Source organism: Pelomonas baiyunensis (assembly GCF_043555935.1).
Lineage (GTDB): Bacteria > Pseudomonadota > Gammaproteobacteria > Burkholderiales > Burkholderiaceae_C > Pelomonas > Pelomonas baiyunensis.
The window spans coordinates 417,164-439,332 of sequence record NZ_JBIGIB010000004.1; the positions used below are offsets into that span (position 1 = coordinate 417,164).

Annotated in this window: 14 protein-coding genes; 7 read left to right on the plus strand and 7 right to left on the minus strand. The window is 68.0% G+C overall.

What is annotated here, in order from left to right:
* Positions 1–63: 63 nt before the first annotated feature.
* The gene (locus tag ACG01O_RS16035; protein WP_394386096.1) at positions 64–432 is read left to right on the plus strand and encodes a DnaJ family domain-containing protein; all 369 of its coding nucleotides are present in this window, start codon (positions 64–66) and stop codon (positions 430–432) included.
* A gap of 741 nt (positions 433–1,173) precedes the next feature.
* Here ACG01O_RS16035 and ACG01O_RS16040 read toward each other — a convergent pair.
* On the minus strand, positions 1,174–2,091 hold the full coding sequence (locus ACG01O_RS16040; protein WP_394386098.1) for a LysR family transcriptional regulator: 918 nt from the start codon (positions 2,089–2,091) through the stop codon (positions 1,174–1,176).
* Between the two features lie 155 nt (positions 2,092–2,246).
* Between ACG01O_RS16040 and ACG01O_RS16045 the strand changes: the two genes are divergently transcribed.
* Entirely contained in the window at positions 2,247–4,418 is a 2,172-nt protein-coding gene (locus ACG01O_RS16045; RefSeq protein ID WP_394386100.1) for a malate synthase G, read from the plus strand.
* Positions 4,419–4,578: 160 nt separating this feature from the next.
* Here the strand turns inward: ACG01O_RS16045 and ACG01O_RS16050 are convergent, their stop codons facing one another.
* Entirely contained in the window at positions 4,579–7,551 is a 2,973-nt protein-coding gene (locus tag ACG01O_RS16050; RefSeq protein ID WP_394386101.1) for a TonB-dependent receptor, read from the minus strand.
* Positions 7,552–8,238: 687 nt separating this feature from the next.
* On the opposite strand from ACG01O_RS16050, the gene ACG01O_RS16055 reads away from it, so the two are divergent.
* Together ACG01O_RS16055 and ACG01O_RS16060 are read left to right on the plus strand one after the other, a co-directional pair.
* Positions 8,239–10,914, plus strand: coding sequence for a TonB-dependent receptor (locus tag ACG01O_RS16055; protein ID WP_394386102.1), 2,676 nt, complete (start codon positions 8,239–8,241; stop codon positions 10,912–10,914).
* A 127-nt stretch (positions 10,915–11,041) separates the two neighbouring features.
* Positions 11,042–12,247, plus strand: coding sequence for an NAD(P)/FAD-dependent oxidoreductase (locus tag ACG01O_RS16060; RefSeq protein ID WP_394386104.1), 1,206 nt, complete (start codon positions 11,042–11,044; stop codon positions 12,245–12,247).
* Positions 12,248–12,479: 232 nt separating this feature from the next.
* Here ACG01O_RS16060 and pcaF read toward each other — a convergent pair whose 3' ends face one another.
* From pcaF to ACG01O_RS16075, 3 genes are read right to left on the minus strand one after another with little or no spacing between them, the layout of a single operon-like run.
* Positions 12,480–13,682 carry a 3-oxoadipyl-CoA thiolase gene (gene pcaF, locus ACG01O_RS16065; protein ID WP_394386106.1) on the minus strand — a complete coding sequence of 401 codons (1,203 nt, stop codon included), beginning with the start codon at positions 13,680–13,682 and terminating at the stop codon, positions 12,480–12,482.
* Between the two features lie 8 nt (positions 13,683–13,690).
* On the minus strand, positions 13,691–15,142 hold the full coding sequence (locus ACG01O_RS16070; RefSeq protein ID WP_394386108.1) for a 3-hydroxyacyl-CoA dehydrogenase: 1,452 nt from the start codon (positions 15,140–15,142) through the stop codon (positions 13,691–13,693).
* Complete coding sequence (locus ACG01O_RS16075; protein ID WP_394386110.1) at positions 15,139–15,936, minus strand: enoyl-CoA hydratase-related protein; 798 nt, start codon at positions 15,934–15,936, stop codon at positions 15,139–15,141. Before ACG01O_RS16075 ends, ACG01O_RS16070 begins: the two co-directional genes overlap by 4 nt.
* Positions 15,937–16,071: 135 nt before the next feature.
* Between ACG01O_RS16075 and ACG01O_RS16080 the strand changes: the two genes are divergently transcribed.
* From ACG01O_RS16080 to ACG01O_RS16090, 3 genes are all read left to right on the plus strand, one after another.
* The gene (locus ACG01O_RS16080; protein ID WP_394386112.1) at positions 16,072–17,130 is read left to right on the plus strand and encodes a sensor histidine kinase; all 1,059 of its coding nucleotides are present in this window, start codon (positions 16,072–16,074) and stop codon (positions 17,128–17,130) included.
* Positions 17,127–17,936: a LytR/AlgR family response regulator transcription factor gene (locus tag ACG01O_RS16085; protein ID WP_394386113.1), complete on the plus strand. Its 810-nt coding sequence runs from the start codon at positions 17,127–17,129 to the stop codon at positions 17,934–17,936. The genes ACG01O_RS16080 and ACG01O_RS16085 overlap by 4 nt, the downstream gene beginning before the upstream one ends.
* Positions 17,937–18,100: 164 nt before the next feature.
* On the plus strand, positions 18,101–19,819 hold the full coding sequence (locus tag ACG01O_RS16090) for a M14 family metallopeptidase (protein ID WP_394386114.1): 1,719 nt from the start codon (positions 18,101–18,103) through the stop codon (positions 19,817–19,819).
* A gap of 52 nt (positions 19,820–19,871) precedes the next feature.
* Here the strand turns inward: ACG01O_RS16090 and ACG01O_RS16095 are convergent, their stop codons facing one another.
* Both ACG01O_RS16095 and ACG01O_RS16100 read right to left on the minus strand, forming a co-directional pair.
* The gene (locus ACG01O_RS16095; protein ID WP_394386115.1) at positions 19,872–20,051 is read right to left on the minus strand and encodes a hypothetical protein; all 180 of its coding nucleotides are present in this window, start codon (positions 20,049–20,051) and stop codon (positions 19,872–19,874) included.
* Between the two features lie 1,012 nt (positions 20,052–21,063).
* Complete coding sequence (locus tag ACG01O_RS16100) at positions 21,064–22,146, minus strand: IS110 family RNA-guided transposase (RefSeq protein WP_394386116.1); 1,083 nt, start codon at positions 22,144–22,146, stop codon at positions 21,064–21,066.
* Between the last annotated feature and the right edge of the window lie 23 nt (positions 22,147–22,169).

Below are 22,169 nucleotides of genomic sequence, written 5' to 3' on the forward strand. Positions count from 1 at the left end.
ACGAAGGACTGCCGCCATGCAGGGCGGATGGCATGAAGGGCCTGCACCTGCACAATCGTCCGCATGGCTGCTGACCCCGACACCCATCGCAACACGCTGCTGCGCGAGCAGGATGAGCGCATCGCCCGCGACCTCGCCGAGTCGATGCGCTCGGGCGAGCTGCAAAGCGCGGCGAGCTTCGGCAAGCCGCTGAGCGAAGCCGATGGCTGGGACGAGACGCCGGTGGAGTTCCGCATGGCGTTCAAGGTACTCAAGAACGCCGGCGTGCCGCCGCCGGAACTGGCGGTGTTCCAGGAGCGGGCGGCATTGCGCCGCCAACTCGACGCCGCTGTGGACGAGGGCGAGAAGCAGGGGCTGCGGGAGCGGCTGGCCGCCCTGGAGCAGGCATTGGCCTTGCGGCTGGAAGGCATGCGGGCCAGCGGGAAGCTTTGAGCGGGGTGGCTGGCTGAGAGCTTGTTGACCGCAGGAAGGTGGGCGGTGGTTCGCACTCAACCGTCAGTGCTGGCCTTCAGGGACCACGGCAGCGGTGTCGATGTGTGGTTAGCGGCCGCTCAACAGCGGAAGCGGTCAGCCGGGTGTGGATCAACGGCCTATAGTCACAGCGCCCTCGGTGTTAGCTGCCGCAGGCGTTGCACTGATTTTCAGGAGCTCGAGCATGCTACGAACACTCGCGTTGGCCGCTGGCGTCGCACTGGGGGCGCAATCAGCCGAAGCCTGCACATGCTTTTCGCCCAAGCTGCGGGCCGAATCGGCTCAGCGATTCCTACGAGAGGCCACGTTCGTTGTCCACGCACGGGTCATTGCTGTCTCATCCAATGGGGAGGGCACCTTGCTGGTCATTGAGTCATTCAAAGGGCCGCCTCAAGGTGTTGAAGTGAAGGTCCCCGCCAGCTCTGAATATTGCAACGTGGTCAGGTTCACGGTTGGTGAAGAAGCGCTTGTCACTGCTTTCGGAGGCAAGGTGGGCGGATGCGACAAATACAGCGCTCCAGAGCCCTTCGTGTTGGACGCATATCGCAAAGCGAAGCGAGGTTGAGTGCTCGGCACCTTGCTCTGGATGGCAAACAAATGGCCGCTTCCAGGCTCACCCGGCCATCGCCGGCACTGGGCGTCAACGAGTCCAGGCTCAGCCAGAAAACCCTCCGCTGCTGCACCGCGATGTTCCAGCAGCCCTCAACCCCGCCAGTACTCCGCCCGCCCGTAGTGCGCCCGCAGGTGCTCCACCCACAGTCGCGTCCTCAGCGGCAGGTGGCGTGACTGCGGGAACACGGCGTAGATGCCGTTGGGCGGAGCCGCAAATTCATCCAGCACGCTGACCAGCCGCCCTGCCGCCAGGTCGGCCTCCACCTCCCAGGTGCTGCGCCAGGCCAGCCCCAGGCCCTCCACGCACCAGTCGTGCAGCACCTGGCCGTCGCTGCAATCGAGCCGGCCTTGGGCGCGGGTTTCGGGCCGCAGGTGCTGCACCACGCCGTCGATCTGGAACGCCCAGCCGCGGGTCTGGCTCGCCTCGGAGCTGAGCGTGAGGCAGGCATGGCGGCCGAGTTCGTCCGGGTGCCGGGGCACGCCGGCGCGCCGGAGGTAACCGGGCGAGGCCACGCACAGCCGCCGGTTGTCGGCCAGGCGGGTGCTGACGAGGCTGGAATCCGGCAGGTCGCCCACGCGCACCGCGCAGTCGAAGCCCTCGTGCACGATGTCCACGATGCGGTCGCTGAGGTTCAGCGACAGGCTGAGTTCCGCGTGCTCGGCCAAGAAACTGGGCACGAGCGGCGCCACATGGCGGCGCCCGAAGCCGGCCGGGGCGGTGATGCGCAGGTGGCCGCTGGCTTTGAGGCCGCCGGCGCTGACGGCGGCTTCGGCGTCGGCCAGCGAGGCGATCAGGCGCTGGCAGTCTTCCAGGAAGGACTGCCCCTCGGGCGTGAGCGTGAGCCGGCGCGTGGTGCGCAGCATCAGCTTCACGCCCAACCGCGCCTCCAGCGCGTCGAGCCGGCGGCCCATCACGGCCGGCGCCACGCCTTCGGCCTGCGCCGCAGCGGTGAGGCTGCCCTTGCCCGCCACCAGCACGAAGGACTCGATCTGCTTCAGCTTGTCCATGCCCCGATTGTGCTGAACCAGCAACGCAAAGTTGCCCAATCAGCGACTCATCTTTGCGTTTTAGTCACAGATTCCCTGCGTTGCACGGTGTGAATCGACACGCGCACGGCGGCAAGATAGACCCCAATCCTGTCAACTGCCCTCTTGGAGGCCCCATGTCCCGCACCACGCTCCACCGCCTGCAGGTTGATGCCAACCTCGCCCGCTTCATCGACACCGAAGTGCTGCCCGGCACCGGCGTGGCGCCCGACACCTTCTGGGCCGGATTCAGCCAGCTGGCGCATGAACTGGCCCCCATGAACCGCGCGCTGCTGGCCGAGCGCGACCGCCTGCAGTCCGAGCTGGACGCCTGGCACGAGGCCCACCCCGGCCCCATCACCGACATGCCGGCCTACCAGGCCTTCCTGAAGCGCATCGGCTACCTGGTGGAGCCGCCCGCGCAGGTGCAGGCCACCACCGCCAACGTCGACGCCGAGCTGGCGGTGCAGGCCGGCCCGCAGCTGGTGGTGCCCATCCTGAACGCCCGCTACGCACTGAACGCCGCCAACGCCCGCTGGGGCTCGCTGTACGACGCGCTGTACGGCACCGACGCCATTCCTGAAGCCGACGGCGCCACCCGTGCCGGCGCCTACAACCCGGTGCGCGGCGCCAAGGTCATTGCCTACGCCCGCCAGGTGCTGGACCAGGCCGCCCCACTGGCCAGCGGCTCGCATGCCGACTCGACCGGCTACCGCGTGGAGGGCGGCCAGCTCGTCGTGACGCTGGCCTCGGGCGCCACCACCGGCCTGCAGAACCCGGCCGCATTCGCCGGCTACCAGGGTGATGCCGCCGCGCCCAGCAGCGTGCTGCTGGTGCACCACGGCCTGCACCTGGATGTGCGCATCGACCGCAGCACCGCCATCGGCAAGACCGACCCCGCCGGTGTGGCCGACGTGGTGCTGGAAGCGGCGCTGTCCACCATCCTGGACCTGGAAGACTCGGTCGCCGCCGTTGACGCCGAAGACAAGGTGCTGGCCTACCGCAACTGGCTGGGCATTCAGCTGGGCACGCTGACCGAAGAAGTCGCCAAGGGCGGCACCACCTTCACGCGCCGCCTGAACGCCGACCGCGTCTACACGGCGCCCAACGGCAGTGGCAGCGTGACGCTGCACGGCCGGTCCCTCATGTTCGTGCGCAACGTGGGCCACCTGATGACCAACCCGGCCATCCTGCTGGCCGACGGCAGCGAGATCCCCGAAGGCATCATGGACGCGGTCGTCACCACGACCATCGCCATGCATGACCTGAAGCGCCGCGGCAACAGCCGCACGGGCTCGGTCTACATCGTGAAGCCCAAGATGCACGGCCCGGCCGAGGTGGCCTTTGCGTCGGAGCTGTTCAGCCGCGTCGAGAAGCTGCTGGGCCTGCCCGACAGCACCGTCAAGCTGGGCATCATGGACGAGGAGCGCCGCACCTCGGTCAACCTCAAGGCCTGCATCGCCGCCGCCGCCAGCCGCGTGGCCTTCATCAACACCGGCTTCCTGGACCGCACCGGCGACGAGATGCACACCGCCATGCGCGCCGGCCCCATGCTGCGCAAGGGCGACATGAAGACGTCCAGCTGGATCACCGCCTACGAGCGCAGCAATGTGCTGACCGGGTTGAGCTGCGGTTTGAGAGGCCGCGCCCAGATCGGCAAGGGCATGTGGGCCATGCCCGACCTGATGGCCGAGATGCTCAAGCAGAAGATCGGCCACCCCAAGGCCGGTGCCAACACCGCCTGGGTGCCCTCGCCCACCGCCGCCACGCTGCATGCGCTGCACTACCACCAGGTCAGCGTGGCCGCCGTGCAGCAGGAGCTGGAGAAGGTGGACGTGGCCGCCGAGCGTGACGCCATCCTGAACGCGCTGCTGACCATCCCTGTGGCGCCCAGCGCCGACTGGACGCCCGAGCAGCGCCAGCAGGAGCTGGACAACAACGTGCAGGGCATCCTGGGCTACGTGGTGCGCTGGATCGACCAGGGCGTGGGCTGCTCCAAGGTGCCCGACATCAACGGCGTGGGCCTGATGGAAGACCGCGCCACGCTGCGCATCAGCAGCCAGCACATCGCCAATTGGCTGCGCCACGGCGTGGTCAGCGCCGAACAGGTGCGCGACACCTTCACCCGCATGGCCGCCGTGGTGGACGGCCAGAACGCAGGCGACGCGGCCTACAAGTCCCTCGCCGCCCACCCGCAAGGCGCGGCCATGCAGGCGGCGCTGGATCTCGTCTTCAAGGGCGAGGCACAGCCGAGCGGCTACACCGAGCCGCTGCTGCATGCGTGGCGGTTGAAGGTGAAGGCGGCCTGATCACGCCTCCCGATCACACCTCCCGATTGCGCCACCGTGGCGCATGAAAAAGGCCCGCTCACTGAGCGGGCCTTTTGCTTGGGGCTGCCCAACCGCTGCCGCACACGGGCCGGCAGGCAGTCAGGCTGGCAGTCGAGCCGGGGCCCGACGCCTAGTTCGATCAGAACTCGTACTGCGCCAGGATGCGCACGCGGCGCGGGCCCTGGATGCTGGACGCACCCGGCTGGCCATAGGTGGGCGACGGCGTGCCCAGCGCCTCTTCGCCGGCTTCGTTGATCGCGCGGACGGTGCGGGTGTTGAAGATGTTCAGCAGGTCGACCGACACGGTGGCACCCTTGAGCCAGGTGGGCGTGTAGGTGGCTTGCAGGTTCACTTCCTTGAACCACTTCAGACGGCCGACGCTGCCACGCGGCACCAGCTTGCCGCCGCAGTAGAAGGCCGACGAGCCGTAGGCGATGGACACGTCGTCCAGCGTGCCGCCGTAGTAGCCCAGGCAGTTCTTTGGCCGGCCGCTCTGGATCATCACGTTGGCGCCCAGCCGCACCTCATCGGTGGCGGCATAGCTGCCCCAGAACTTGAAGGTGTGACGGCGGTCGTTGGGCAGGTAGCCGTTGGCACCTTCCATCAGGCCGGGGTAGTCCCAGTCCTGGCTGATGCCGGCGTCGTCCTGGCCGATGTCCGACTTCACGTAGCCCTCGGTGTTGCCCTTGCTGAAGGCCAGCACGTACGAGCCCTGGAAGCTCCACTTCTTGTCCCAGGCGCGCTCGAAGGTGAACTCCAGCGCGTCGTAGGTGCGCTTGGGCTTTTCCGGGAACATCAGCGCCGAGTTCGGAATCGTCACCGCCACCAGCTTGCCGTCGCCGTTGAGGTCGACGTTGGCGGTCAGGTCGCGGCCCGGGTTGCCCAGGAAGCAGTGGTCCACGGTGTCGCCGATGGCGGCGGCCTGGTCGGCCGTGTAGCCGTTCTTGGCCGCCCACGCGGCCGCACCGGCGCCAAAGCAGATGTCGTCCATCGAGCTCTTCAGCACGCGGTGCGTGTACTTGAAGCCCACCGACCAGCGGTCCGTCAGCGCCTTCTGGAAACCAGCGATGAACTCGTCCTGGAACATCGGCTTCAGGTTGGGGTCGACGATGGTGCGCGGATCGGGCGCGGCACCCGGCGAGTTCACGACCTCACCGCCCAGCTTGGCGCCCAGGCCCGGCACCTGGAACTTGTCGGCGCTGTTGCTGCCCGTGTAGGCGTAGAAGTTGGTCTTGTCGAGCTGCTGGCCCGACAGGCGCACGTTGGTGTTGGCGTACACCGGGATGTAGTAGCGGCCGACGTTGGAGTAGACCTTCAGGTCGGCGTTGCCCATCACGTCCCACGCCGCGGCCAGGCGCGGGGCGTAGGTGTTGTTGACCTTCACGAACGGAATGCCGTCGGCGTTCTTGTTGGTGAACGACTCGTTGCGCAGGCCGATGTTCACCAGCAGGTTCTTCGTCACCTGCCAGTTGTCTTCCACGTACCAAGCGGCGTTCTCGGTCTTGAAAGTGCCGCCGTTGAAGTACTCGCGCACCTGCACGTAGTCCATCGGCGTGGCGCCATTGACGTAGCCGTTGGACAGGCGCGAACCCGCGCCGAGGCGACGGATCTGGTACAGCTTGCGGTCGGGGCCGGGGTACACCGAGCCGTCCACCGTGTCGTAGACCTCCGAGTCCAGACCCGCGCGCAGGGTGTGCTGCGGGTTGATCGAGTACTCGGCATCCACGCGGTAGGCCGTGCGCTTGTCGTTAGCCTTGGGGTCGCTGATGGGAATGGTGGTGGCGCAGCCCAGGATCTTGGTCGGCGCGGTGCGGCGGTCTTGCACGTACGGGCAGCCGGCCGACTCCACAGCCGAGGTGCGCTTGTACTTGCCCACGCCGTACAGGGCCGACACGGTCAGGTCGTCCGTCAGCCAGCCGGTCCACTTCAGGATGTTGGTGTCACCGCCGCTGGTGTATTCGTCGGTGCCGAGCGAGTCGCCCTTGGCGGTGCCGTTGGCCGTGACTTGCTTCCAGTTCTGGATCTTGTCGGTGGACTTGTCGCTGAAGGATGTGAACTCCAGCGTGTGGTTCTTGTTGATGTTCCAGTCCAGCTTCAGCAGGTACTGGGGCGTGTCGTTCTTGGTTTCCGACTGCTGGCTGGTGCCGTAGGAGCGGATCTTCTGGCCGCCGGCCTGCACCAGGGCAAAGCCGTACAGCGTGTCCGCAATCAGCGGGCCGCCGGCCCAGACGTTGGTGCGCAGCGTCTCGTTGTAGCCGGGCCCCTTGGCCAGGTACCAGTCGTTCGGGTTGGTGCTGTTCGGGTCGTCCTTCTTGGAGAAGACGGCCGAGCCGCGCATCGAGTCCGGCTCCCAGGTCACGTTGGCCCCGCCGTGCCACTCGTCGGTGCCGCGCTTGGTGGTCACCGAGATCACGCCCCCCAGCGAGCGGCCGAACTCCGCGCCGTAGCCGCCGGTCTTGACCTGCTGCGACCCCACGGCCTCGAACGGCACCGAGTTGAAGGCCACGCCGTTCACGATGTTCGTGACGTTGAAGCCGTTGATGTAGTACGCGTTCTCGGCCGGAGACGCGCCGCCGAGCGACGGCACGTTGCCTGCCCGAGAGCTGGTGGAGCCAATGCGGCCGTCACCCAACGTCGCACCCGGCGCGAGCAAGGCGATCGCGGTGGTGTTGCGGGCCACGGGAATGCGGTCGATTTCCGACTTGGACAAGATCTGCACCGACTCGGCCGACTTCACGTCGATGGCCTTGGTCGCCAGGCCGGTCACGATGACCTGCTCCAGTTGCGCGACGTTCACGCTGGCGTTCTGCCCGGGCTGCACGCTGATGTTGCGCGTCACGGTGGAACCGTCGGCACGCAGGATGGTCACCACGTAGTCGCCGGCCGGCAGCTGGTTGAAGGCCACCGCGCCGTCCTTGTCGGCCACCTGCTCCCGGCTGATACCGATGGCCTTGCTGACCACGGTGACCTTGTCTCCCTTGGCTGCAACCGCGTTGAGAGAACCGCTGGTTTGCTGGGCATGAGCGGCCGAGAACATCAGCAGGCCCACGGCCAGCGCCGTGGATGAAAGCGCGTGGGAGCGCCGGGCGGGGGTGCGCAACGACATTGACATCGAGACAGTCCTTTATGGGATGAGGGAATCGAAGGGTGGCGCCTCGTGGGCGCCCGTGCCTGTGGCGGCGCGAGTGTGGTGGCCCCTGTCTTGGCGCGCGGCGGGGAAAGCCCTTGCCGCCCCCGCACCGGGTGCCCGCCCCAAAGTCGCGCAGCGCCGATTCGGCGCCCCAAGCCGGGGCAGGTATCCGGCGCAAACCCTTGTTTTTGAAGGCTTCGCGAAAGGTTCGTGGGTGGTGCACGGCTGGCGCGGGGTGCGCGGACCGGCCGGCGAGCCTCTGGCAAACCCCGAGTGCAGCCCTGATGCGCGCACGCAACGCGTGACATCCAAGGCAGCCCAGGCCTCGCGCGGGCGCGCCGAAACGACCGCCCCTTGAATGGGTGGCGGCGGTTGTGGCGTCAGCGTCCCTTCGCACCGGTTGATGACAGGGTCATTGCAGCTTTTTCACCACAAGCTTGGCGATGTTGAGATGGAAATTCGACCAGATGGTCGGGAAAAGCTGCACGTTGAACGCAGAGGGCGCCCCTGGGTCAAGGTCCACAGGCTCAATTGGTGGGAACCCGTAAGGTCAGCGAGCAAAGTTTCCTCACACTTCGACGCGCCCGCCGGGGCTTATCACGCTCCGGTCGCTAGCTCACCGGCCTCTATCGAGGCCGGTCTCTTTTGTCCGGAATCAGGAGTTTTTCCATGTTCAAACGTCGTGCGATCAGCGTTGCCGCGCTGACCTGCCTTGCCGCCGTCCCGGCTTTCGCCCAGCAGACCCTGGAGCGCGTCGAGATCACCGGCTCCGCCATCCGTCGCTCGATCAACGACGAAGGCGCCCTGCCCATCACCGTCGTCAAGGTGGACGATCTGCGTCAATCGGGCGTGAACAGCGTCGAAGGCATCATCGAACTGCTGTCGGCCAGCCAGTCCAGCGCCCCTGCCAGCAACTCCATCGGCTCCGGCACCGGTGGCGCCTCGTACGCCAACCTGCGCGCCCTGGGCGCCAACAAGACCCTGGTGCTGCTGAACGGCCGTCGCATGACCGCCTTCGCCTTCGGCGCCAACGCCGTGGACCTGAACAGCATCCCGTTCGCCGCCATCGAGCGCGTGGAAGTGCTGCGTGACGGCGCCTCCGCCGTGTACGGCACCGACGCCATCGGCGGCGTGATCAACTTCATCACGAAGTCCAACTTCCAAGGTGGCCAGATCGTTGGCGAGATGACCAAGCCCAGCGCCGACGGCGGCAAGAAGGAAGGCGCCTCCGTCACCTTCGGCTTCGGTGACCTGGAAAAGGACAAGTTCAACTTCTGGGGCTCGATCGACTCCCGTCGCACCCAGCGCATCCGCGCCCTGGACCGTGAGTTCTCCAAGACCGGCATCATCCCGAGCCGCGGTGTGAACGGCAACTCGGGCACCACCTTCCCCGGCAACTTCGCCCAGAACAGCACCATCGGCACGGCCAACCTGACCGCGCCGGGTTGCGTGCCCCCGCTGTCGGTGGTGAACCCGTCGAACAACAAGGCATGCGTGTTCGACTTCAGCTCCACGATCGACATCATTCCGGACGTTCGCCAGAACACCGTCACGGCCCGTGCGGCCCTGAAGCTGGCCGACAACCACGTGCTGACCGTCGAAGGCCTGGCCACCGACAACAAGAACACCTCGCGCGTGGCACCGGACCCGGTGACCGGCATCACGATGCAGCCGAGCAACCCGTTCTACCCGAAGAGCTACCCGGGCCTGAACACCTCGCTGCCCGTGAGCGTGGGCTGGCGCATGGTGCCGGCCGGCAACCGCACGAACGAGTCCAACGCCTCGGCCAAGCGCGCCGTCATCGACCTGAGCGGCACCATCGGCGAGTGGGACTACAAGTCCGGCCTGATCTACTCGCGCAGCACCGCCAATGACGGCGCGGTGGACGGCTACGTCAACGCCCCCTTCATCCGCACGCAAGTCGGCCTGGGCAACCTGAACCCGTTCGAGCCCGCCACCGCCGCTCAGCTGGCCATCATCGAGCAAGCCAAGCGCCGCGGCATCTTTGCCTACGCCGTGGGCGAGACCAAGGGCATCGACGTTCGCGCCTCGCGCGACCTGTTCGCCCTGCCGGGTGGCAACGCCGCCATCGCGCTGGCTGCCGAAGCCCGCAAGGAAACCTACCGCAGCGACACGAACGACGACGTCGTAGTGGCCATCCCGTCGGCCGGCCGCTCGCCCAACCACGTGGGCGGCGACCGCACGGTCAAGGCCCTGGGCGTGGAACTGCTGCTGCCCGTGCTGAAGACGGTGGAAGTGCAGCTGGCCCTGCGTTCGGACGACTACTCCGACGCCGGCCGCACCACCAACCCGAAGATCGGCATCCGCTTCCAACCCATGAAGGAAGTGCTGGTGCGCGGTTCGTACAACACGGGCTTCCGTGCGCCGGGTCTGGACGACCTGTACGCCCCGAAGGCCGTCACGTTCACCGCTGGCGCCAAGAACGACCCGCTGCTGTGCGATGCCAACGGCAAGGCGATTGCCTCGCTGGGCGGCGTGCAAGGCCGTGACTGCGGCCTGCAGCCTCAAGTCCAGAACGCCGGCAACCCGAACCTGAAGCCCGAGAAGTCCAAGACCTGGACCGTGGGCGCCGCGTTCGAGCCGATCAAGGACCTGACGTTCGCTGTGGACTACTGGAACATCAACATCCGCGACCAGATCAACTCGATCCCGGTCGACTCGCTGATCTCCAACTACAACGTCTACAAGGCCAAGTTCATCCGCTGCAACACGCTGTCGGTGTCCGTGCAAAACACGCTGAACCGTTGCGCCGGCCTGGACAACAACAGCCCCGCCATCGGCTACATCGAAACGCCGCTGGAGAACGTGGGCTCGATCAAGGCCAAGGGCTTTGACCTGAGCGCTGGCTACAACACCAAGCTGGGCGCCTTCGGCCAACTGGCTCTGAGCTACGACGGCACCTACGTCAGCAGCTACCTGTACCAGATCAGCCCGCTGGACCCGTTCAAGCAAAACGTCAGCGCGTTCGTGGACGGCTCGGTCGTGTTCAAGTGGAAGCACAACGTCAGCGCCGCCTGGAACAAGGACGCTTGGGGTGCTCGCATGGGCCTGCGCAACCAGAGCGGCTACCGCGACCAGAACGATCCGTCCACCGTGGTGGGTGGTGCCTCGTTCTACGGCGATGTCAGCTCGTACACGCTGGTGGACCTGTCCGGCACGTACAAGTTCAACAAGATGACCTCGCTGACGCTGGGCGTGAAGAACCTGTTCGACACCAACCCGCCGTTCTCCAACCAATCGGCCCGTTCGCAGCGCGGCTTCGACCCGCGCTACACCGACCCGGCCGGTCGTGCGTACTTCGTGCGCGCTGCCTACGGCTTCTAAGCCCTCGGCCCGTGCCACGGAAGGCCCGCTTCGGCGGGCCTTTTTTCATGGGCGCGCCGACCGTGGCCGACAATGCGCGCCCTCCGTCCCAAGCCCCTCACCCCAGCCTTTGAACACGTTCTTCCCGATGCATGTTGACGTTCTGATCATCGGCGCCGGCCCCGCCGGCAGCGCCTGCGCGCGCGTGCTGGCCCAGGCCGGCCAGGCCGTGTTGTTGGTGGACCAACACCCCGCCGGGCGCGACAAGACCTGCGGCGACGGCTTGATTCCGGACGCCCACAAGGCCCTGGCGCGCCTCGGTCTGCTGGACGCCGTGATGCAACGCGCGCAGCCGGTGGGCCACGTGGGCTGCATCGGCCCGCGCGGCGGCCGGGTGGACGTGCCCGGCACCCTGGCCGTGCTGCCCCGCCAACAGCTGGACGCGCTGCTGCTGCAAGGCGCGCAAGACGCCGGCGCGCGGTTCGAGCAAGCGCGTTTCGAGGCCCCGCTGGAAGACGGTGGCCGCGTGGTGGGCGCCCGCCTGAAGCGCGGCGACGACATCACGGAAGTGCGCGCCCGCTGGGTGGTGCTGGCCACCGGCGCCGTGCCCAAGGCACTGACCGCCGCCGGCATGTGCGAGCGCCACACGCCCAGCGGCGTGGCCCTGCGGGGCTACGTGAAGGCGCCCCAGATGGTCGGCAAGATCACCGCGCTGGAAGTGGTGTGGGACAAAGCCGTGCAGCCCGGCTACGGCTGGATCTTCCCGGCGCCCGACGGCCACTTCAACATCGGCGTCGGCGTGACCGACTCGCACAAGGACCTCGGCGGCGGCAAGGGCCAGAAGAAGGACGTGAACCTGCGTGCCATCTTCGACGCCTTCGTGGCCAAGTACCCGCCCGCCGCCGAGCTGATGCGCGCGGGCGAGCTGGTGGGCGAGCTCAAAGGCGCGCCGCTGCGCTGCACGCTGACCGGCGCCAAGTGGACGCGGCCCGGCCTGCTCGTCACCGGCGAGGCGGCCGGCAGCACCTACAGCTTCACCGGCGAAGGCATTGGCAAGGCCATGGAGACCGGCATGCTCGCGGCCGACGCCATCCTGGCCCACCGCGACGCGCCCGAGAGCGACGCGGCCGTGCGCGCACAGTACGAGGCCGCGCTGACCGCGCTCAAGCCCAAGTTCGACCTCTACGAACGCGCCAACCGCGTGAACGCCCACCCCTGGCTGGCCGACCTGCTGATCTGGCGCGCCAAGAAAAGCCCGCGCCTGTTGAAGCGCATGAGCGGGGTGCTGAACGAGACGAGCAACCCGGGGAACCTGGTGAGCCTCAAGGGCATCTCACGGCTGTTCTTCGAGTAGCCGAGTTTCGCGGGCCGAGCGCCGGGCCGCTCCCAAGCCAGCCCGCCTGAGGTGATGTGCTTGCGGCTCCATGCCGCGAGCATCACCGTCCCCTCGGGGGCTGAGGCCGGACACGGCGAGCCCTGTGGGTTCGGCGTGCCTGCCGAAGGGCAGCGGACTTGGCCGCTGCGCGGTCTGCAAGACCGACCAGGCTGGCCCGCATTCAGCGCGGCCCGCCTGGGCGAGGGGCCCGTCAGACCCGCTCGATGATGAGCGCGATGCCCTGCCCCACGCCGATGCACATGGTGCACAGCGCGTAGCGGCCGCCGGTCACTTCCAGCTGGTTGACGGCCGTCGTCACCAAGCGCGCGCCGCTGGCGCCCAGCGGGTGGCCCAGGGCGATGGCGCCGCCGTTGGGGTTCACGCGGGCGTCGTCGTCCGCCAGGCCCAGGTCGCGCAGCACGGCCAGGCCTTGGGCCGCGAAGGCCTCGTTCAGCTCAATCACGTCCATCTGCGCCAGCGTCAGGCCCGTGAGTGCCAGCACCTTGCGCGTGGCCGGGGCCGGGCCGATGCCCATGATGCGCGGTGCCACGCCGGCCGTGGCCATGCCCACCACGCGGGCGCGCGGCGTGAGGCCGTGGCGGGCAGCTTCAGCCTCGCTGGCCAACAGCAGCGCACAGGCGCCGTCGTTCACGCCGCTGGCGTTGCCGGCGGTCACGCTGCCGTCCGGCGTCACCACGCCCTTGAGCTTGGCGAGTGCTTCCAGGCTGGTGGCGCGCGGGTGCTCGTCCAGCGTCACGCGCAGCGGGTCGCCCTTCTTCTGCGGCACCTCGACAGGCACGATCTCGCGCTCGAAGAAGCCGCGCTGCTGGGCGGCAATGGCCTTGGTTTGCGAGGCCAGCGCCATGCGGTCTTGCGCCTCGCGCTCGATGCCGAAGTCGCGCGCCACGTTCTCGGCCGTCTCGGGCATGGAGTCCACGCCGTACTGCGCCTTCATCAACTTGTTGACGAAGCGCCAGCCGATGGTGGTGTCGTACACCGCGTTGCTGCGGCTGAAGGCCGATTCGGCCTTGGGCATGACAAAGGGCGCGCGGCTCATGCTCTCCACGCCGCCGGCAATCATCAGCCCCGCCTCGCCGGCGCGGATGGCGCGGGCGGCGCTGCCCACGGCGTCCAGGCCCGAGCCGCACAGGCGGTTGAGGGTGGCGCCCGGCACTTCGAGGGGCAGGCCCGCCAGCAGCGCGGCCATGCGGGCCACGTTGCGGTTGTCTTCACCGGCCTGGTTGGCGCAGCCGTAGAGCACGTCTGTCACCTGCGCCCAGTCGACCTTGGCGTTGCGGGCCATCAAGGCCTTGAGCGGCAGGGCGCCGAGGTCGTCGGTGCGGATGCTGGACAGCGCGCCGCCGTAGCGGCCGAAGGGGGTGCGGATGGCGTCGCAGATGTAGGCGTGGGTCATGGGGCGGTTCACAGCGTGGTGAGGCGGAGGTAGGGGCTCACGCGATAGCGCTCGCCGCGGTAGTAGGTGTCCAGGCGGTCCAGCAGCGCCACGATGGCCGCCGCGCCCCAGCGGCCTTGCCACTCGAACGGGCCAGCGGGGTAGTTCACGCCCAGCTTCATCGCGGCGTCAGCCCCTGCCTCGCTGCACACGCCTTGCTGAACGGCGTCGTTGGCTTCGTTCACCAGCATGGCAATGGTGCGGGCGACGATGAGGCCAGGCACGTCCACCATCTCCACCGGCTGGAAGCCGGCGGCGGCGAGCCAGCCGACCGGGGCGGCGAAGTCGCCCGACGTCGCATACGCCAAGTGGCCGCCCTCGCCCAGCGGCAGGTCGAACACCACCACCGGCGCCTGCAGCTCGCGCTCGGCCGCGATCTCGCGGGCCGTGCGGCCGTCGGTCAGTCGTATTTGCGCGCGGTCAGCTTCCAGGCCCACCCAGTCGCTGGCCGTGTCACGCGCAGCCTGCGGGAAGGCGGCGGTCAAGCGCTCCGCCACGAAGCCCTGACCGTGCACCACCAGGCGCTGCGCGGTGGGTGCCGAGCCGCCGCTCACCGGCACCGCCGGCGCGCCCTCGGGATAGCGGTAGAAGCCGCGCCCCGTCTTGCGGCCCAGATAGCCCGCGTCCACCAGCTCCTGCTGCACGAGCGAGGGCGTGAAGCGGCGGTCGAAGAAGTTGGCCGCGAACACCGAGTTCGTGACCGCAAAGTTGGTGTCGTGGCCGATCAGGTCCATCAGCTCGCACGGGCCCATGCGGAAGCCCGCGGCGCGCAAGCAGGCGTCGATGCGCTCGGGCGTGGCGGCGTGGTCTTGCAGCAGCATCAGCGCCTCGGCGTAATACGGCCGGGCGATGCGGTTGACGATGAAGCCGGGCGTGGAGCGGGTGTGCACCGGCGTCTTGCCCCAGCGGGCGGCCAGCGCCTCGATGGCCTGGGCCACGTGCGGGTCGGTGCCCAGGCCCGACACCACCTCCACCAGCTTCATCAGCGGCACGGGGTTGAAGAAGTGCATGCCCACCAGGCGCTCCGGCTGCTTCATGCCACGGGCCAGCGCCGTGACCGAGATGGACGAGGTGTTGGTGGCAATGATGGCCTCGTCCGGCAGCAGCGCTTCCAGTTCCGCGAACAGCGCGCGCTTGATGTCCAGGTTCTCGACGATGGCCTCGATCACGAGGTCGGCCGGCTGCAACGCGGCCACCGGGGTGATGCGCGCCAGCGTGGCCGCCACGGCCTCGGGCGTGAGCTTGCCCTTGGCGGCCAGGCCTTCCAGCGTGGTGGCCAGCTTGGCCTTGGCGGCGTCGGCAGCACCGGCGCGGGTGTCGAACAGCAGCACGTTGTGGCCGGCTTGGGCGGCCACTTGGGCAATGCCGGCGCCCATCAGGCCGGCGCCGACGACGAGGATGCGGGCGTTGTCGAGGTTCATTCGGAAGCGTTCCAGTTCGGCTTGCGTTTGCCCAGGAAGGCGGCAAAGCCTTCGCGTGCCTCGGGCGTGCTGCGCACGCGGGCAATGGTGTGGGCGGTGAGTTCGCGCACCTCGGGCGTCACGGGCCCCGGCGCGAGGCGGGCGTACAGCTGCTTGATCTCCGCTTGCGCTTGCGGGCCGCACGCCAGCAGGTCGGCCAGCAGTGCGTCCACCGCCGCGTCCAGCTCGGCCCCCGGCACCACGCGCTGCACCAGGCCCACGCGCAGCGCCTCGGCGGCATCGATGCGGCTGGCCGTCAGCGCCAGGCGCCGCGCCTCACGCAGGCCCACCGCGTTCACCAGGTGCGGGCCGATGACCGCCGGCAGGATGCCCATGCGGGCCTCGCTGACCGAGAACGTCGCCACGTCGGCCGCCACGGCCAGGTCGCAGGCGCAGGCCAGGCCCACACCGCCGCCCAGCGCCGCGCCTTGCACGCGGGCCAGCGTGGGCTTCGGGCACTCGGCAATGCGGGCCAGCATGGCCGAGAAGCGGCGGGCGTCGTCCCGGTTGGCCTCTTGCGACGCGGCCGCGGCGCGCTGCATCCACTGCAGGTCGGCGCCCGCGCTGAAGTGTTTGCCGGCGCCGGCCAGCACGATGGCGCGCACCGTGGCGTCGGCCCCCAGCGTGGCGAAGGCGTCGTCCAGCTCGGCGATCAACACCTCGTCAAAGGCGTTGAACACCGCCGGCCGGTTCATGGTGAGCACGGCCACGCCGTCGGCGCGGCGGTCGAGTTCAAGGGCGGTCCAGTCAGGCATCCGGGCATTTTGCATTTTCCCGACCGATCGGTCGAACAACCCAATGGCCGCGGTTTCTGCCATTCGCGCAGGCCAGCCGACCGTTCGCCGCAAGCCCGCCCGGCATGCCTGTGGCGGCCCCTAGACTTCGCCGCCATGGCTTCCCTCCTTGACCGCCTGCACTGGCGCCAGTGGTTCTACCCCGGCCCCAAGCGGGTTTTCAGCCCCGAAGAAATGTCCCGCGCCGGCCAGCAACCCTGGCCCGTGGCAGTGGACAGCTACGTGGCCATCAACCTGGTGGCCCTGCTGCCCGCCATGGCCTACACGCGCCACGGCCGCGCCTGGCTGGACCAAGCCGGCTGGTGGCTGGTGTGGTGCGGCCTGGCGGCGTTCGCCCTGCTGGGTGCGCGCCTGCTGTGGCGCCAGCCCACGCGCCAACGGCTGAACCAGTACTGCTACGGCGCCATGTTCGTGCTGGGTCTGGTGCTGGGGTTGATGGTCAAGCTCAAGCTGGTGCCGGTGGCCTGGGTGCTGGACAAGCAGGCCGGGCTGATTGCCGGCATGACCGGCGTGCTGAGTGCCTGGTGGATGGTGACCATCTTCCGCGTGCAGCAGATCGAAGGCCGCCTGCGTGAACTGGCCGACCAGGACGCCGCGCTGCGCCTGTCCACCCGGCTGGCGGCGGCGCAGATCCAGCCGCATTTCCTGTTCAACACCCTGGCCTCGCTGCAGCACTGGGTGGACACCGGCGACGCCCGGGCCGCACCGCTGCTGCGCGAGTTCACGGCCTACCTGCGGGCCACGCTGCCCATGTTCGAGCGCGAGATGCAGTCCCTCAGCGACGAACTGGCCATGGTGCAGCGCTACCTGGCCATCATGCAGGCCCGGCTGGGCGCGCGGCTGACGTTCCACATCGACGCCCCGGCCGACGTCGACCCCCTGCTGCCGCCCGGCCTGGTGCTGACGCTGGTGGAGAACGCGATCGAACATGGCATCGAACCCCAGCTGCGCGGCGGCCAGGTGACCGTGACCGCCCGCCGCGACGGTGAGCACGCCGTCATCACCGTGGGCGACGACGGCCCCGGTCTCGCCCCCGGCTGGACGGACGGCGTGGGCCTGTCCAACACCCGCCGCCGCCTGCGCGCCGCCCTGCCCCTGGCCACCCTCACTCTCACCGACACCGCGCCCGGCTGCCGGGCCACGTTGACCGTATGACCTCCTCCACCGCCCCCACCCCCATCACCGCCCTGCTGGCCGACGACGAAGAAGCCCCCCGCGAACAACTGCGCGCTGCTCTGGCCCGGCTGTGGCCCGAACTGCACATCGTGGCCGCCAGCACCAACGGCGTCGAAGCCTGGGACGACTGCCTGGCCCATGAGCCGGCCATCGCCTTCCTGGACATCCGCATGCCGGGCCTGACCGGGCTGGACGTGGCCCGGCGCCTGTCGGCCCTGGCGGCGCCCCCGCTGATCGTGTTCGTCACGGCGTACAACGACCACGCCCTGGCCGCCTTCGACGCCGGCGCCGTGGACTACGTGCTCAAGCCCGTGGACGACGAGCGCCTGGCGCAGACGCTGACGCGCCTGAAGGCCCAGCTCCAGGCCCGCAACCAACCCGCCACGTCGCAGGCCACCCCGGCTGCGCCTGACATGGCCGCCCTGCAACGCCTGCTGGCCAGCCTGCCTCAGGCCAAGCCCACGCCCCGCCCCATCCAGGCCAGCGTGGGGCGCGAGGTGCAGCTCATCCAGCCCGACGACATCGTGTTCTTCGAGGCCGACCAGCGCTACACCCGCGTGGTGCACCACGGCGGCGATGCCCTCATCCGCACCCCGCTGCGCGAGCTGCTGGCCCAACTGGACCCCGACCAGTTCTGGCAAATCCACCGCAGCGTGCTGGTGAACAGCCGCTGCATCGCCAAGGCCGTGCGGGTGGACGAGGGCACGATGGTGGTGACCCTGCGCGGGCGCGACGAGCGGCTGCCCGTGTCGCGCCAGTTCCAGGCACTGTTCAAGGGGCAGTGACCCGGGCCGCTCGCCTTCAGCCCGCCTTCCGTTCGCCTTCAGCCCTCGGACAAACCCGGCCCGCGATTCGGGGGTGAAGCCGAACCTGCGCCCGGCGGCCTTTCACAATGGCCGGCTGCCTGTCCTCCCTAATGTTGGGGAGGCGCCCTGAAGGTTTCGCTGCCATGCCCACCGCCCTGCCCACGCCGCGCTTCGACCACTTCTACCGCCACGACGAACTCACCGCCCTGCTGTTCGCCTACGCCGAGGCGCGGCCCAACCTGGTGTCGGTGCGCTCCATCGGCAAGAGCTACGAAGGCCGCGACATCTGGGTGGTGGTGGTCACCAACCTGGCCAGCGGCATGGACATCGACAAGCCGGCCCTCTGGGTGGACGGCAACATCCACGCCGCCGAGCTGACCGCCAGCACCACCTGCCTGTACTTCCTGCACCAGCTGCTCAGCGCGCATGGCGGCACCGCACCCGAGAGCGCCCAGATCAACCGCCTGCTGGACACCCGCACCCTCTACCTGGTGCCGCGCCTGAACCCCGACGGCGCCGAGCTGGCCCTGGCCGACCGGCCGCGCCACATCCGCAGCTCCACCCGCCCCTACCCCTACACCGAAGAGCCGGTGGACGGCCTGACGGCAGAAGACATCGACGGCGACGGCCGCATCCTGACCATGCGCGTGCCCGACCCGCACGGCGGCTACAAAAAGCACGCCGGCGACCCGCGCCTGATGGTGCCGCGCGAGCCCGGCGAATTCGGCGGCGAGTACTACCGCCTCATCCCCGAGGGTTTCATCAAGAACCACGACGGCCTGACCGTGAAGGTCAACCCCGACCGTGAAGGGCTGGACCTGAACCGCAACTTCCCCGGCGAATGGCGCCAGGAGTACCAGCAGCTGGGTGCCGGCCCCTACCCCACCAGCGAGCCCGAGGTGCGCGCCATGGTGGACTTCATCGTGCAGCACCCCAACATCGGCGCGGCGGTGAGCTTCCACACCCACAGCGGCGTCATCCTGCGGCCCTGCGGCACCCGCAGCGACAAGGACATGACACCGGAAGACCTGTGGCTCTTCCAGACCTTCTCGGCCCTGGGCGAAAAGCACACCGGCTACCCCGCGGTCAGCATCTACGAAGACTTCCGCTACCACCCCAAGGAAGTCATCACCGGCACGCAAGACTGGGTGTACGAGCACCTGGGCGCGCTGTTCTGGGTGGTGGAGCTGTGGTCGCCCAACAAGGAGGCCGGCGTTGAAACCACGAAGTGGATCGACTGGTACCGCCAGCACCCGGTGGAAGACGACCTCAAGCTGCTGAAGTGGAGCGACGAGCACTGCGGCGGCCAGGCCCATGTGGACTGGAAGCCCTTCCAGCACCCGCAACTCGGCGCCGTGGAAATTGGCGGCTGGGACAAGATGAACTACTGGCGCAACCCGCCACCGCACCTGCGCGAGCGCGAGGCCGCGCGCTTCCCGGCCTGGCTCACGCAGATTGCGATGAGCCTGCCCCAACTGGAACTCATCCGCACCGAAGTGCGCGCGCTGGGCCCCGACATGTGGCGCGTGCGCATGGCCGTGGGCAACGCCGGCTACCTGCCCGCCTACGTCACGCAACGCGCGCTGGAACGCAAAACCGTGCGCGGCGTGATGTTCGAGATCCACATGCCCGTGAACGACCCGGCCATCAGCCTCGTCAACGGCAAGGAACGCATCGAAGGCCCGCAACTGGAAGGCCACGCGCCCAAGCAAAGCCAGCTGGCCTTCCTGTTCAACAAACACCCCACCGGCGACCGCGCCGTGGCCGAATGGGTGGTGCGCGCCCCAGTGGGCACACGCCTGGCCCTCAGCGCCAGCGCGGAGCGGGCGGGCGTGGTGCGGACGGAGGTGGTGCTGGACTGAGGGGGCCTGGCTTGGGGCGATGCTGCCGTGCGAGGGATGCGGGGCGGTCGCCTCAGGCGGGCAGCAACCCCTGCTGCCACGCCATCAGCGTCGCAGCCACAAAGCCGTCGTACAGCGGCTCGATGCAGCGGAAGCTGTAGGGCAGGTCACGACCCGCGCCAAACGACTGCACGGTGGACGTTGGACGCAGGGTTCTGCGGAGTGCCAAGGCGCGGTGAAGCGATGGCAGCATGCGCCCTTTTGGGACCGAGAAGACCACCCCAGCGACATGCAACAAAGCCCGGAAAGCGCCTGCAAATTAATGCGGCACGAGTTGACCGCCAAATTCCAAAAATTGAAGCCTCAACAAGCACTTTGAGTGCGTGTCGTTCTACGACATTAGGGAGGCAGCACCGATGTTGTGCAGCAGATCCTCTCTCCATAACAAGTTAGGCAGCGAGAACATGCGGGTTCTATCTATGGCCTCCATCGGGGCCCTACTAGCACTTCCAACTCCGGCACTTGAAGCCAAATCACCTTGGCAAACTGGCACCTATGCGCTTTCGGGCGAAAAATGGGATCAAGGAACTCTCACTATTCATGCGCTAGACGCGAAGACCGCAACTTTCAGCATAGCCATCGCAAGATGTCGTCGTGACTGTGAAACGGACTCGCCTATGGCAAACGTTGGAAGTGTCGAAGGCGCCACGATGGAAATCTCGGGGAACACTGGGCTATACAAAAGCGCGGGTCCGAGCGAAGGCCCTCAAGCTCCTGAACTTGGCATATGCGTCTTGCGATTTTCCAGCCTGACTCGGCGCGCCATCAAGGTTACTCAGCTGAGCAATTGTTGGTGGTTCGGAAACGGCGTGCACGCCTCCGGCATATACAAGCTTGAGAAAAAGCATGCCCCCAAGTAATTCGCCAAGTCTGCCTAACCCTTCTACAGGGACTTCCCAGTAAATCAACCTGTTCAGTATTGGCTGCTTTCGATAGTCGCCTTTGCTGTTTTCCTCAAGACCTGAGTTCGGGTTCGATGCAGCACCACAGAGAACAGACTGCACATCGACAGGCGACCTTGTTGCACTCGGGTTTCGGTGCGGGCCCAGATACCAACCGCTCAGCAGGGCTCCATTCGTTCGCCGCCGTCGCCATCCTGGGCGCGGCACAGGGTTAGTCGAGCTGGCCTGCCGCCGGTCTGACCTGTGAATTGCATCTTCGAACGCACGTCTACGAGCAAGAACTTGTTGGGTTGTGGATGGGTTTCAGGCCGGCATCACGGCCGGTATCGCCGCCACGTCGCCCGGCTTGACCGACACGTGCTTCGGGTCGAACACGCGCCCCTTGGCCAGTAGCGCCCAAACGATGCGCGCGTTCTTGTTGGCCAGCGCCACCACGGCCTTCTGCCAACCCACTCGCGCCAGCAACTGCACGAGCCACTGCGAGATCTTGTCGCTGCGTTTGTGCGCGGTCATGACGGCGGACTTGGCGCCCTGGATCAGCAGCGTGCGCAGGTAGTCGTCGCCGCGTTTGGTGGTGCGCCCCAGCACTGTCTTGCCGCCGCTGGAGTTCTGCCGCGGCGCCAGCCCCAGCCACGAACCGAACTGCGCGCCGTTCTTGAACTGCTTGAAGTCACCCACGGTGGCCACCAGCGCCGACGCCGTCATCGGACCGATGCCGGCGAGTTGGGCTGCAGCCTTGGCTTGCTCGTCCGAACGGACGTGCGCCGTGATGCGCTCGTCGCAACTGGCGATGTGGCATTCCAGCTCGATCCAGTGCAACCGGCCCTCCTGCAGTGCCAGGCGGGCGATGCCGGGCAGTTCGTTGCTGGCGTCTTCCAGCACGTCGGCCAGGCCCAGGCGCAGCGCCTCGGGGCTTTGCGCGAAGACGATGACGAACTCGGTGAGCAGGCCGCAGATGCGGTTGATGCAGGTAGTGCGGTCTTCTTTGTAGCCCTCGCGCAAGCGGTGGATGGCGAGCAGCGCTTGCTGCGCGGGTGTCTTCACCGGCACGAAGCGCATGTGCGGGCGGCCCGCGGCCTCGCAGATGGCGGCGGCATCGTTGGCGTCGTTCTTGCCGCCTTTGCCAGCCATGCGGTAGGGCGTGACGAAGTGGCCGGCAACCAAGCGCGCATCCAGGCCGTAGCCGCGCAGCTTGCGCGCCCAGTGGTGGGCGCCGCCGCAGGCCTCCATGGCGACGAGGCAGCCGGCGGGCAGTTGCACGCACCAGGCGGCGAACCTGTCGGCGGGCAGGGCCTTGGCGGCCACCACGCGGCCGGTGGCATCAACCGCGTGGACCTGGATCACGCCCTTGGCCAAATCGACCCCGACTCGGGTAATCTCGTTCATGGGCTTCCCCTTTCACATAGCTG

Coding starts and splice junctions, on each gene's coding strand:
- ACG01O_RS16035 (WP_394386096.1), top strand. CDS start 64: ATGGCTGCTGACCCCGACACCCATCGCAACACGCTGCTGCGCGAGCAG.
- ACG01O_RS16040 (WP_394386098.1), bottom strand. CDS start 2,091: ATGGACAAGCTGAAGCAGATCGAGTCCTTCGTGCTGGTGGCGGGCAAG.
- ACG01O_RS16045 (WP_394386100.1), top strand. CDS start 2,247: ATGTCCCGCACCACGCTCCACCGCCTGCAGGTTGATGCCAACCTCGCC.
- ACG01O_RS16050 (WP_394386101.1), bottom strand. CDS start 7,551: ATGTCAATGTCGTTGCGCACCCCCGCCCGGCGCTCCCACGCGCTTTCA.
- ACG01O_RS16055 (WP_394386102.1), top strand. CDS start 8,239: ATGTTCAAACGTCGTGCGATCAGCGTTGCCGCGCTGACCTGCCTTGCC.
- ACG01O_RS16060 (WP_394386104.1), top strand. CDS start 11,042: ATGCATGTTGACGTTCTGATCATCGGCGCCGGCCCCGCCGGCAGCGCC.
- pcaF (WP_394386106.1), bottom strand. CDS start 13,682: ATGACCCACGCCTACATCTGCGACGCCATCCGCACCCCCTTCGGCCGC.
- ACG01O_RS16070 (WP_394386108.1), bottom strand. CDS start 15,142: ATGAACCTCGACAACGCCCGCATCCTCGTCGTCGGCGCCGGCCTGATG.
- ACG01O_RS16075 (WP_394386110.1), bottom strand. CDS start 15,936: ATGCCTGACTGGACCGCCCTTGAACTCGACCGCCGCGCCGACGGCGTG.
- ACG01O_RS16080 (WP_394386112.1), top strand. CDS start 16,072: ATGGCTTCCCTCCTTGACCGCCTGCACTGGCGCCAGTGGTTCTACCCC.
- ACG01O_RS16085 (WP_394386113.1), top strand. CDS start 17,127: ATGACCTCCTCCACCGCCCCCACCCCCATCACCGCCCTGCTGGCCGAC.
- ACG01O_RS16090 (WP_394386114.1), top strand. CDS start 18,101: ATGCCCACCGCCCTGCCCACGCCGCGCTTCGACCACTTCTACCGCCAC.
- ACG01O_RS16095 (WP_394386115.1), bottom strand. CDS start 20,051: ATGCTGCCATCGCTTCACCGCGCCTTGGCACTCCGCAGAACCCTGCGT.
- ACG01O_RS16100 (WP_394386116.1), bottom strand. CDS start 22,146: ATGAACGAGATTACCCGAGTCGGGGTCGATTTGGCCAAGGGCGTGATC.